Source organism: Cellulomonas sp. ICMP 17802 (assembly GCF_041295535.1).
In the GTDB taxonomy this organism is placed as follows: Bacteria; Actinomycetota; Actinomycetes; order Actinomycetales; family Cellulomonadaceae; genus Cellulomonas.
In genome coordinates, this window is the sequence record NZ_JBGFQZ010000051.1 from 1 (window position 1) to 11,377 (window position 11,377).

Here is an 11,377-nt window from a genome sequence, read left to right on the forward strand (position 1 = left end):
GACGTCCTCGCCGGCGGCTGGGCCGGGACGGCCGCCCCGCCGCCCTGCGCGTCGCCCGCGGGATCGCGGCGGACCTCGCCGAACCGCACACGCCGGCCGAGCCGCTCGACGTCCTCGCCGGCGGCTGGGCCGGCCTCCTGCTGGAGCTCGAGTGCGCGCGTCCGGCGTTCGCGGTGGTCCCCGGACGCCCGACCCCGTGACGGCGGGGACGATGGGGGCATGGAGATCCTGAGGTACCGGGCGTTCACCACCGCCGAGCCGAACCCCGCGTCGGGGAACCCCGCCGGGGTGGTGCTGGACGCCGAGGGGCTGACCGACGCCGACATGCTCGAGATCGCCGCCGGGCTGGGGTACAGCGAGACCGCGTTCCTCACCGCGATCGAGCCGGACGCGGCACGGGTGCGGTACTTCACCCCGCGCGCGGAGATCGCCTTCTGCGGGCACGCGACGGTCGCGTCGGGCGTCGCGCTCGCGCGGCGGCGGGACGCGGCGCCGGTCGTGCGGCTGACGACGAACGCCGGACTGGTGCCCGTCGAGGCCACGACGGAGCGGGCCACGCTGGTGGCCGTCGAGACGCCGATCGAGGAGCTGGACGACGCCCTCCTCGACGAGCTCCTGCGCGCGCTGCGCCTTGATCGCGGCGACCTGGACCCCGCCATGCGCCCGGCGCTGGTGCACGGCGGCAACCTGCACCCGCTCGTCGCGGTCCGCGCGGGCGTCCTCGGGCGGCTCGACCACGACGGCGACGCGGTGCTCCGGCTGCAGGACTCGCAGGGGTGGGACGGCACCGTGCCGGTGGTCGAGCGGCTGTCGGCGACGCGGTTCGCGTCGCGCAACCCGTTCCCGCGGGGCGGCATCCGCGAGGACCCCGCGACGGGGTCCGCGGCGGCCGGGCTCGGGGCGTACCTGCGGGCGCGGGGGTACATCGACGTCCCCGCGACGTTCACGGTCGACCAGGGGTCCGAGGTGGGTCGGCCGTCGCTCCTGGTGGTGGAGGTCCCGCGCGAGGGCCGCGTGCGGGTGTCGGGGACCGCGGAGGAGATGGCGGCGGGGGCGTCACCCGGAGATCACGGCGACCCCATCCGCTGACCGGCCGCGTCGGGCTCGGACGAGCCCCACGTCCGGTACCCGCCGCTGCCCGGCCCGTGGGTCTGCACCCACACCCGGGCGCGGGCGACCGCGGCGTCGCGGGCGGCGCGCGCGGCCACCTCGGCGGACGGCGATTCGGGTGCCGGCCAGGCGCACCACGCGCGCGTGTCGGCCGCGGACGGCGGCGGCTCGCCGACCGAGCGGCACGAGCTCACGGCCGTCGGGTGCGCCGCGGGAGCGGGGGACGGGCTCGGAGCACCACCGGTGGCGATCCCGCTCGCCACCAGAGCGAACACGGCGGTCCCGAGGGTGGCGCCGGCGATCCCCGCGAACCGGCGCGCGAGCACCACGCGGCGGCTCAGGTCACGCGGGGGCGCGTCCGCAGGCTCGGGCTGCAGCTCGAACTCGATCACGGTCTCGAGGTGGGCGTCGCGGCTCAGGGTCGCGTGGGTCATGGCACGGTCCCTTCGTGGTCGGCCGGCGTGCTTCTCGTCCCACCACGCTGCCGCGCCCCGGTCGGCGTGCATCGAGTAGCGCGCTACCCGTTCCCGGGGGTCGACCGGCACTCGCTACGCATCGGAGGCTGGCGGCGCGCCCGGGTCCGAGGTCTACCATCGCGACCATGAGCCTCGGGGGGCCATGGGTGGGACGCCACGGCGAGCTCGCGCGTGTGACCTCGACACTCACCGGCGACGACGGCTGGCGTGGCACGGTCATCGCCGGCCCCGCGGGTGTCGGCAAGACCCGGCTCGCCGCCGAGGCCACGGCGCGGATCGACGTGCGCGACCGGTCGGTGCAGTCCTTCGTCGCCACGGCCTCCGCCAAGCGCCTTCCCCTCGGTGTGTTCGCGGGTCTCCGGGTCCCCCACGGCAGCGCGGACCCGTTCCGGGTGGTCAGCGTCGTGCTCGACGCGCTGCTCGCGGGGACGGACGGAGCCCGCACCGTCATCGCGGTCGACGACGTCCACCAGCTCGACGAGACGTCGTCGCTCGTGGTGCACCAGCTGGTCCACAAGACCCGCGCCCGGGTGCTGCTGACCCTGCGCGTCGGCGAACCCGTGCCCGAGACCGTCGCCGCGCTGTGGAAGGACGGCCTGCTGGACCGCGTCGACCTCGCACCGCTGGCGGAGCCGGAGTCCGCCGAGCTGCTCCGCGCCGTCCTCGGCGGACCCGTCGACGCCGCCGCAGCAGCCAGGCTGTGGGACCTCACGCAGGGCAACGTGCTCTACGCGCGCCGCATCATCGACGACGAATGCCGCGCGGGTCGCCTCGAGCCCGCTGCGGGCACCTGGGTGTGGCACGGCGACCCGGTCCTGTCGCCGACCCTCATGGAGCTGATCACCGCCCAGATGGGGTCGATCCCGACCGACGTCGCCGACCTGGTCGACCTGCTCGCGATCGCCGAGCCGCTCCCGTTCGACGCTGTCCGAGCCGGCCTGGGCGGAGCCCCCATCGAGAGCGCCGAGACCGCCGGGCTCGTCGTCGCGACGCCGCACGGGCGACCCGACACCCTGCGGCTTGCGCACCCGTTGTACGGCGACGTCCGACGCCTCGGGATCGGCGCGGTGCGAGCCGCGCGGCTGCGCGGGGTGGCCGCCGGGATGCTCAAGTCCGACACACCGACCGTCCGACTCGGCGTCGACGCGGCCCTGCGGCGGGCGGTCCTCACCCTCGAGTCGGACCTGCCGCCCGACGGCGACCTGTTCCTCGCGGGGGCACGGGAGGCGTCCCGCCTGCTGCAGCTGGCGCTGGCGGAGCGACTCGCGGCGGCGTCGGCGGCCGCGGGTGGCGGGGCGGAGGCGCTCGTCGTCGGGGCGATGGCGGTGTCGTTGATGAGCCGCGGCGACGACGCGCGCGAGCTGCTCGCCACCGTCCCGTGGGAGGGACCCGACGCGTTCCTCGTCGCCCTGGCCACCCTGCGCGCGGGGAACCTGTTCTTCGACCTGGGTGATGCGGCCGGCGCCTCCGACGTGCTCGCCGAAGTCGTGGGGCTCGTCGGCGACCCGGCCGTCGCGAAAGGCCTGGCCGGGATCCACACCGCGATGGACGCCTTCCGCGGATTCCCCGACCAAGCCGTCGCGACGTCCGCGGCGCGCGCCGACTGGGCCGACCCCCCGGCCGTCGCGTCGATCCTGCTCGAGTGGGGGCTCCTCGTCGCGCACGGCGACCTCGGCGACACGACGGCGATGCGTCGCGACCTCCAGCTCGCGCAGCAGTTCTCCGAGGCCGACCCCGCGGTCGCCATGCTCCGGTACCCCGTCCTCATGACCTGCGAGGCGGCCCTCCTGGGCCTCGGCGAGCTCGAGGAGGCGGAGGAGCTGGTGGCCGAGGCCGTCGGCGCGCTGGCGGACCTCCCCGGCGCTCCGCAGGCGATGTCCGCGATGATGCTCGGCCTGACGGCGTTGGGCCGAGGGCAGCTGCCCGCGGCCCTCGACCACCTCTCGGCGTCGTCGGCCGCCTTCCTTGTCATGGGGGACACCTCGGGGTGGCTGGTCGTGGGCCTGCTCGCCGTCGTGCGAGCCGCCGCCCAGAGCGGCGACCCGGAGCGGGCAGCCGAGGCCTACGCGACGCTGCTCGCGCACCCGCACACCGGGTTCCTGCGGTACGCCCCGGAGATCGCGCTCGCGGACGCGTGGGTGGCCGCCGCCCAGGGCTCGACCACCCAGGCCCGGGACCGTGCGCTGGCCGCGGCCGCGATGGCCCGGGAGAGCGGGCAGCGCGCCTGCGAGGTCCAGGCCCTGCAGGTCGCCGTCCGGTTCGACGACCGACAGTGCGCGGACCGGCTCGCCGAGCTCGCCCTCGTCGTCGACGGACGGCGTGCGGAGCTGGCGGCGCGGCACGCGTCGGCCCTCGCGCGCGGCGACGGCGCGGCGCTCCTCGACGTCTCCGCCCGCCTCGAGTCCGCCGGCGACCTGCTGGCGGCCGCCGACGCCGCGGCTCAGGCCGCGCTGCAGTTCCGGGCGCACAGCCTGCACGGCTCAGCGCTGTCGGCCTCCGCGGCGGCGCACCGCCTGGCCACCGCGTGCGGCGGGGCGTGGAGCCCTGCGCTATCGGCGATCGACGCCCCGGCCGCGCTGAGCGACCGGGAGCGCGAGTGCGCCCTCCTCGCCGCGCAGGGTCTGACCAACCGCGCGATCGCGGACCGGCTGGTCGTCTCCGTCCGCACGGTCGAGGGCCACCTCTACCGGGCCTCGGCCAAGGTCGGCGCGACCTCGCGCTCGGAGCTCGCCCACCTGCTGGCGCCGCCGAGCGGGCCGCGGCGCGCCGGGACGGACGAAGCCCCCGCCAGGTGAGACCCGGCGGGGGCTTCGTGAACGCGGTAGCGGTGGGATTTGAACCCACGGTGGACTTTCACCCACACACGCTTTCGAGGCGTGCTCCTTAGGCCGCTCGGACACGCTACCTCGGCGAGAAGGGTACCTGGTCGGAGCCCCTGCCTCCGAATCGGGCGTTGCATGTGCGGGACATGCACACTACGTTCGACGCATGGTCATGGTCCAGATCCGTCACGTGCCCGACGACCTGCACCGCGAGCTGCGGGCGCGGGCCGCGCGTGACGGGCGCTCGCTGTCCGAGTTCCTGCTGGCCGAGCTGGTCCGGATCGGCTCCCGCCCGACGCTCGACCAGCTGGCCGACCGGATCCGTGCGCGGGACGTCGCTCCCCCGCGGGCCGACCAGCCCGTGGTCGAGCTCATCGAGGCCGAGCGCGACGCCCGGGACGAGCACCTCACCGGGGGCCGCTGACGTGCTCGTGGTCGACGCGTCGGTGGTCGTGGACTTCCTCCTCGAGCCCGACCGGCTCCGCGAGCGCTTCCGGGCGGGAGGCGACGATCTCCACGCACCGGCACACCTCGACGTCGAGGTGCTCGGCGCCGTCCGACGTCTCGCGCAGCGGGGCACGCTCACCGTGGGCCGGGCGCGCGGCGCGGTCGACGACCTGGTCGACCTCCCGCTCACCCGGTACGACGTGACCCCCCTGCTGCGGCGGTCGTGGGAGCTGCGGGAGCAGGTCAGCGCGTACGACGCCCCCTACGTCGCCCTGGCGGAGGCGCTGGACGCGACCCTGCTCACCCGCGACGAGCGCCTCGCCCGGGCGCACGGGCACACCGCCCGCATCGAAGCCGTCTGACCGTCGTACCGTGGAGAGGTGAGCTCCCCCGACGCCGTCCCGATGACCGCCGGCTCCCTGGCCGACGTGGTCGAGGTGCTCGCGGGCCACCACCTGGCGGTGCTCACGGGCGCGGGGGTGTCGACGGACTCCGGGATCCCCGACTACCGAGGCCCGGACTCCCCGCCGCGCACCCCGATGACGTTCCAGCAGTTCACGGCGGACGAGGGCTTCCGCCGGCACTACTGGGCCCGCAACCACGTCGGCTGGCGGCACGTGCACCGGACCATGCCGAACGCGGGCCACCGGGCGCTCGCGGCCTTGGAGGCCCGCGGGGTGGTCACCGGCCTGATCACGCAGAACGTCGACCTGCTGCACGAGGCGGCGGGCTCCCGGCACGTCATCGACCTGCACGGCCGCTACGACCGCGTCCGCTGCCTGTCGTGCGGCACGGTGATCTCGCGCGCCGAGCTGGCCGACCGGCTCGACACGCTCAACCCCGGCTTCGCCGACACCGTCGCGGACGTCGAGATCGCGCCCGACGCCGACGCCGTCATCGAGCAGACCAGCCACTTCGTGGTCGCCGCGTGCAGCGCGTGCGGCGGGATGCTCAAGCCCGACATCGTCTACTTCGGAGAGACCGTGCCGCGCGAGCGGGTGGAGCGGGCGTACGCGATGGTCGACGCCGCCGACGCGCTGCTGGTGGCCGGGTCCTCGCTCACCGTGCAGTCGGGCCTGCGGTTCGTGCGGCACGCAGCGCAGACCGGCAAGCCGGTGGTCGTCGTGAACCGGGGCGCCACCCGCGGCGACAAGTACGCGGCGGTGACGCTCGACGCGGGCACCTCGGAGACCCTGACGGATCTGTCGGAGACGCTGCCGACGCCCCGTCAATCGCGCTGAGCCTCGAAGAACCGCTGCAGCAGCAGCCCGCACTCCTGCGCCCGCACTCCACCCACCACCTCGACCCGGTGGTTGAGCCGCCGGTCCCGCACGACGTCCCACTGCGACCCGCAGGCGCCCGCCTTCGGGTCCCACGCGCCCAGCACCAGCCGCGGGATCCGCGCGAGCACCGTGGCGCCCGCGCACATGAGGCACGGCTCCAGGGTCACGACGAGGGTGCAGTCGTCCAGCCGCCACCGACCGAGCCTCTCCGCGGCGGACCTCAGGGCGAGGATCTCGGCGTGCCCGGTGGGGTCGTCGTGGGCCTCGCGGGCGTTGCGGCCGCGCCCGACCACGTCGCCGGACGGGCCGATGACGACCGCGCCGACCGGGACGTCGTCGGTGAGCACCGCGCGCCGTGCCTCGTCGAGCGCCAGCCCCATCGCCCACGCGTCAGCCGGCTGCTCCGCACGCAGGGGCTCGGTCATGGGGGCATCATCGCGCACCGTGCGCCCGGTAGGTTGAACCCATGCGCCTGCACGTCGCGGACCACCCCCTGGTCGCCCACAAGCTCACCGTCCTGCGCGACGTCACCACGGCGTCCCCCACCTTCCGGCTGCTGGTCGACGAGCTGGTGACCCTGCTCGCCTACGAGGCGACGCGGGAGGTGCACGTGCGGTCCGTCGACATCGTCACGCCGGTCACCTCGACCACGGGCGTCAAGCTGGCCGACCCGCGCCCGATCGTCGTCCCCATCCTGCGGGCCGGCCTCGGCATGCTCGACGGCATGACGCGCCTGCTGCCCACCGCCGAGGTCGGCTTCCTCGGCATGCAGCGCGACGAGGAGACGCTCGAGGCGATCACGTACGCGAACCGGCTCCCGGACGACCTCTCGGGCCGGCAGTGCTTCCTGCTCGACCCCATGCTCGCCACCGGCGGCACGCTCGTCGCCGCGATCGACTACCTGCTCAAGCGCGGCGCCCGCGACGTCACCGCCGTGTGCCTCCTGGCCGCTCCCGAGGGGCTCGCGGTCGTCGAGAAGTTCGTCGGCGACCGGGCCGACGTCTCCGTGGTCGTCGCGGCCGTCGACGAGCGGCTCAACGACAAGGCCTACATCGTGCCCGGGCTGGGCGACGCGGGCGACCGGCTCTACGGCGTCGTCTGACCCGTCCCACCCGCTGGGACGTCGCCGAATCCCCCTTGGTGACGACGAGAGGGCGTGCGACAGTCGCTCCATGACCACGTCTGCGCTGCGACCCGTCGCCGCGTATCCGTGCGCGTGTCATCGGTCCTGATCCACCCAGGCCCCGACCACACCGCCGCCCGTCCACCGGGCGCCGCGGACCGCGCACCCGGAGACGTCCATGGCACTGCCCGCCCCCTTGCCCGTCCAGCACGCCGACCCTCAGCCCGGCCTCGTCCTGTACGTGAGCCTGCCGGCCGGCACCGCCCGCGCGCCCGGTGAGCTCGCCGAGATGGCCGAGGTGCTGCGCGAGCTCGCCACCGAGCTGATCCCCGGCGCGGACACGTTCACCGCCCTCTCGCTGGCACCCGCGGGGTCCGACGACGTGCACCGGCTGGGCGACCGGTTGAGCCACCTGCGGCTCCTCGACGTCCTCGCCGACCCGGGGGACGTCGGGTGAAGACGAGCGCTGCCGGGCTCCGCGCTCTGGGGGCTCGAGGCCCGGCAGCGCGCCCCCGGTCGCAGGTCGTCACGGCCGTGCCTACCGTGGGGGGCATGCGCATCGCCATCGCGGGAGGTCACGGGCAGATCGCGCGTCACCTGTCCCGGACACTCAGTGCCCGCGGCGACGTGCCGGTGGCGCTCATCCGCCAGCTCGCCCACGTCGACGACGTCGTCCAGGACGGCGCCGAGGCCGTCGTCCTCGACCTCGAGAGGTCCAACGCCCGGGACGTCGCCGAGGCGATCGCGGGGGCCGACGCCGTGGTGTTCGCGGCGGGCGCCGGCCCGGGCAGCGGCATCGCCCGCAAGGACACCGTCGACCGCGCGGCCGCGGCGCTGCTGGCCGACGGCGCCGAGCAGGCCGGCGTGCGCCGCTACGTGCTGATCTCGTCGATGGGTGCCGGCGCTCCCCCGCCGCCCGGCACCGACGACGTGTTCGCGGCCTACCTCGTGGCCAAGCGGGCCGCCGAGCTCGACGTGCGCGCGCGCGACCTCAGCTGGACCGTCCTGCGCCCCGGGCGGCTCACCGACGACGCCCCGACGGGCGCCGTCCACCTCGACGGATCCGTCCCCGGGGGAGCGGTCCCGCGGGCCGACGTCGCCGCCGTCCTCGCGGCGCTCCTGCACGAGCCGCGGTCCGCCGGGCTGGTGCTCGAGCTCGTCGGGGGGTCCGTTCCGGTGGACGCGGCCGTGGCGGCCGTGAGCACCGGCCCCGCCTGAGGGTCCGTCAGCCGACCGAGGCCGCCGGCGTCGAGCGCAGGGTGATCGCGCCGATGAGGTACTGGTCGCCGGCGGTCGTCGCCGTCAGGGAGCTCACGTCGCACGCGAGCGTCACGTCGCGGAAGGCCTTCGCGTCCGTGCCGAGCGAGTTGGTCGCGCGCCATCCCGTCGCCGTCGAGTCGAACGCGTTGCTGTCCGCGCCGTTCGAGCCGTCCCACCGCACGGGCACGAGCGCGTGCTTGGCGGCGCCGCCGGCCACGCACGTGTCGCCGAGCAGCAGCCGGTCCCCCGTCCCGGTGCGGTCACCCTCCCAGGCCACCACGCCGATCCGCGCCGTGGTGCCCGCGTCGGCCGCGAACTCGAAGGCCGGCGGCGTCGTCGACGTGCCGATCCACTGGCCGCCGTCGTACACGGTCACCGACGCGGCGGAGCCCGGGTCGGCGAACACGACCACCAGCGACCAGCCCGCGTAGTAGGTCCGGTCCTTGTCGTAGGCGGTCGCGCTCACGGCCACGTCGGCGACCGACCAGTCGCCCGGGCCGGCGGCGGCGACCTGGTCGGTCACGTCCGCGAACGACTGGTAGTACTGCCGGTTCGCGTTGTCGGTGGGCTGCGCGAGCACCTTGCCGTTCACGTTCTGGTACGTGCCGCCGGGCCCGCGGAGCCGAGCCGTGGTCAGGTTGCCGCTCCACTTGTCGCCGGGGCCGATGTTCGCGGACCAGTACAGGCCGGCGAACGCGATCGTGCGGCCGGCAGGGACGCTCAGCCGGGCGGTCGAGGACACCGGGACCGCTCCGCGCGGACCCTTCCCCGCGGGCGGGGCCTCGTCGAGCGGCACCATGTGGAGCGAGTTGTTGTCCCGGGTGCCGGAGGTCAGCGCCGAGCGGCACTCCGCGAGGGCCGCCTCGCAGGACAGCAGCGGCGCCCCGACCTGGGTCACGTCGGCGTGCTGGAAGCTGCCGCGCGGGTCGAGCCCGCCCGACGACGTCTGCACCGGCTGCTCCGCGTGCGCCGCCGCGCCGGGGGCGATCACGTCGACCGACGCCGTGCCCTTGGCGCTGCCCGCCCACCGGAGGTTCACCAGCACCTGCTGGGAGCCGCCCGCGGGGATCGTGTCGAGAGCGCAGGTGACCGTGCGGCGGTTGCCCGAGGCCGAGCAGCCGGCCGACTGCGGCCCGGGAGCGTCGAGCGCGGCCCGCAGGTTCACGGGCAGGGACAGCGTCGCGGTGGGCCGGTAGGCGTCGGCGGCGCTGGCCCGCACCGTGAACCGCGCCGTGCCGGTGCCGTCCGCGCTCAGCAGGATGTAGGGGTCGCCTGCGTCGAGCGCGAGGCTCGGTGCCAGGCTGGTCACCGCGATGCTCACCGCCGCGGAGGGGTCGGCGTCGGGAGCCTGCGCCGAGACCTCGAGGGCGCCGGCGGCACCGACGGTGCCGGGTGCCGCGCCGACGGCGATGGGCAGCGGGACCGTGGCACCGGGGTCGATCTGCGCCGCGGTGCACACCACGGTCGCACCCGAGGTGGCCGGGCAGGTCCACGGTCCGCCGACCACGGCGGGGGAGCCGAGCCGGACACCCGCGGGCGCCCGGAGCGTGACCTGCACGCCCACCGCCGGCAGGTCGCCCGTGTTGGTGACGGTGGCGGGCACGCTCGCCGTGGCGCCCAGCGCCACGGTCGCCGCACCGGGCACCGCGACCGTGAGCGCCGCCGGCCGCTGGAGCGAGAACGCCACCGAGACGCTCTCGGAGGTGCGCCGCCCGCTCGGGGCCAGCTGGACGGTGAGCGTCCGGTCCGTGACGACGTCGGGTGTCGCCGAGGTCAGCAGCAGCGCCAGGGGCGCGTCGGTGCGGGGGCCTACCTCGCCGGCGCGGCACTGCAGGGTGCGGTCACCGGAGCAGGTCCAGGTGCCCGACCCGGGGGCGACGGCTCCCGTGACGCCGGCCGGCAGCAGCACGGCCACGGCCCCGCCACCCGCGGGGATGCTCGTGCCGCCCACGTTGGCGACCGCGAGGTTGAGCTGCCGGGTCCGCCCGCTCACCAGGGTCAGCGGCGCCGGGGCAGCCCGCAGGGTCAGCCGGGCGGGCGAGGCGGCGATCGCCACGGGGATGGGCGGGGCCACGTAGTCGATGCCGGCGCCGACCACCCGCAGGCCGACCTGGCCGTCCGATCGGTCGTAGGACTCGTCGATCGAGACCCGCAGCACGAGGGTGGACGTCGACAGCCCGGGGAGCGTGTCGAGCGTGCACCGGGCGAGGTTCGACCCGTCTCCCACGACGCACACCCAACCGGCCGAGCCGAGCACCGCGAAGCGCCCGGCCGAGACGTCGGCGAACGACGACGCCGAGACGCCGTCGAGCGTCACGCCGTCAGGCAGCGTGACCTCGGCGACCAGGTTGGTCGCGGCGGACTGCCCGTCGTTGCGGACGCCGACGGCCAGCTCCTGTCCCGCGAGCCCGGCCTCGAGCGCCAGGCCGCCCGGCGGCACGTCGATGGTCACGGCCGCGGGGGTCGGCTGCGCCGGCGGTGTCTCGGGGACCACCGGTTCCGCGGGCGCCGAGAACGGGCCGTCGGCGGTCACGTCCCCGGAGGCGACGAACGGGTTCGGCTGGTCGCCGCCCAGCAGCGTCGCGTCCGGCGGCAGGTCGGTGGGCGCGGGGGTCGGCGCGTCCGTCGGCTGCGGCGCAGGCACGACGCCCGTGCTCGCGCTGGGCTCGGGCGCCGGGGTGCTGGGTGCGCTGCTCGAGGACGGCGTCGGACCCGCCACGACCGCGTCGTCGGGCGAGCCCAGCAGGGTGGCGACGCCGATCGCCGCGACGGCCGCGAGCGCGACGCTGCCGGCCGCGATCGCCGCGGCACCGATCGGGATCGAGGCCAGGAACGCCGCCACGCCACCCGCGGCCG

Annotated in this window: 11 protein-coding genes, 1 tRNA gene and 1 pseudogene; 9 read left to right on the forward strand and 4 right to left on the reverse strand. The window is 76.0% G+C overall.

All coding sequences use genetic code 11. The features are described 5' to 3' along the window. Both AB5970_RS18790 and AB5970_RS18795 read left to right on the forward strand, forming a co-directional pair. On the forward strand, nt 1-200 hold a 200-nt coding region (locus AB5970_RS18790; protein ID WP_370505477.1), incomplete at its 5' end, for a hypothetical protein. A 19-nt stretch (nt 201-219) separates the two neighbouring features. After that, nucleotides 220-1,089 (forward strand): PhzF family phenazine biosynthesis protein, encoded by an 870-nt coding sequence (locus AB5970_RS18795; protein ID WP_370505478.1) that lies wholly within the window; start codon nt 220-222, stop codon nt 1,087-1,089. Here the strand turns inward: AB5970_RS18795 and AB5970_RS18800 are convergent. After that, nucleotides 1,068-1,544: a hypothetical protein gene (locus AB5970_RS18800; RefSeq protein ID WP_370505479.1), complete on the reverse strand. Its 477-nt coding sequence runs from the start codon at nt 1,542-1,544 to the stop codon at nt 1,068-1,070. The two genes, AB5970_RS18795 and AB5970_RS18800, sit on opposite strands and share 22 nt — an antisense overlap. A gap of 167 nt (nt 1,545-1,711) precedes the next feature. On the opposite strand from AB5970_RS18800, the gene AB5970_RS18805 reads away from it, so the two are divergent. Continuing rightward, on the forward strand, nt 1,712-4,381 hold the full coding sequence (locus AB5970_RS18805) for a LuxR C-terminal-related transcriptional regulator (RefSeq protein WP_370505480.1): 2,670 nt from the start codon (nt 1,712-1,714) through the stop codon (nt 4,379-4,381). Between the two features lie 24 nt (nt 4,382-4,405). Here AB5970_RS18805 and AB5970_RS18810 read toward each other — a convergent pair. Further along, nucleotides 4,406-4,492 (reverse strand) — tRNA-Ser (locus tag AB5970_RS18810). A gap of 82 nt (nt 4,493-4,574) precedes the next feature. Here AB5970_RS18810 and AB5970_RS18815 point away from each other — a divergent pair. From AB5970_RS18815 to AB5970_RS18825, 3 genes are read left to right on the forward strand one after another with little or no spacing between them, the layout of a single operon-like run. Then, on the forward strand, nt 4,575-4,832 hold the full coding sequence (locus AB5970_RS18815; protein ID WP_370505481.1) for a FitA-like ribbon-helix-helix domain-containing protein: 258 nt from the start codon (nt 4,575-4,577) through the stop codon (nt 4,830-4,832). Nucleotide 4,833: 1 nt separating this feature from the next. After that, nucleotides 4,834-5,217 carry a type II toxin-antitoxin system VapC family toxin gene (locus tag AB5970_RS18820; RefSeq protein WP_370505482.1) on the forward strand — a complete coding sequence of 128 codons (384 nt, stop codon included), beginning with the start codon at nt 4,834-4,836 and terminating at the stop codon, nt 5,215-5,217. Nucleotides 5,218-5,259: 42 nt separating this feature from the next. Next, the gene (locus AB5970_RS18825; RefSeq protein ID WP_370505487.1) at nt 5,260-6,096 is read left to right on the forward strand and encodes an NAD-dependent protein deacetylase; all 837 of its coding nucleotides are present in this window, start codon (nt 5,260-5,262) and stop codon (nt 6,094-6,096) included. Here the strand turns inward: AB5970_RS18825 and AB5970_RS18830 are convergent. Next, complete coding sequence (locus tag AB5970_RS18830; protein ID WP_370505483.1) at nt 6,084-6,563, reverse strand: nucleoside deaminase; 480 nt, start codon at nt 6,561-6,563, stop codon at nt 6,084-6,086. The genes AB5970_RS18825 and AB5970_RS18830 overlap by 13 nt on opposite strands. A gap of 41 nt (nt 6,564-6,604) precedes the next feature. Here AB5970_RS18830 and upp point away from each other — a divergent pair, with 41 nt between their 5' ends. From upp to AB5970_RS18845, 3 genes are all read left to right on the forward strand, one after another. Then, entirely contained in the window at nt 6,605-7,240 is a 636-nt protein-coding gene (gene upp, locus AB5970_RS18835) for a uracil phosphoribosyltransferase (protein WP_370505484.1), read from the forward strand. 199 nt (nt 7,241-7,439) lie between these two features. Then, entirely contained in the window at nt 7,440-7,718 is a 279-nt protein-coding gene (locus AB5970_RS18840) for a hypothetical protein (RefSeq protein ID WP_370505485.1), read from the forward strand. 95 nt (nt 7,719-7,813) lie between these two features. Continuing rightward, the gene (locus AB5970_RS18845) at nt 7,814-8,479 is read left to right on the forward strand and encodes an NAD(P)H-binding protein (RefSeq protein ID WP_370505486.1); all 666 of its coding nucleotides are present in this window, start codon (nt 7,814-7,816) and stop codon (nt 8,477-8,479) included. A gap of 7 nt (nt 8,480-8,486) precedes the next feature. On the opposite strand, the pseudogene AB5970_RS18850 reads toward AB5970_RS18845, so the two are convergent. Then, nucleotides 8,487-11,377: pseudogene (locus tag AB5970_RS18850) on the reverse strand (hypothetical protein); the annotation flags it as partial.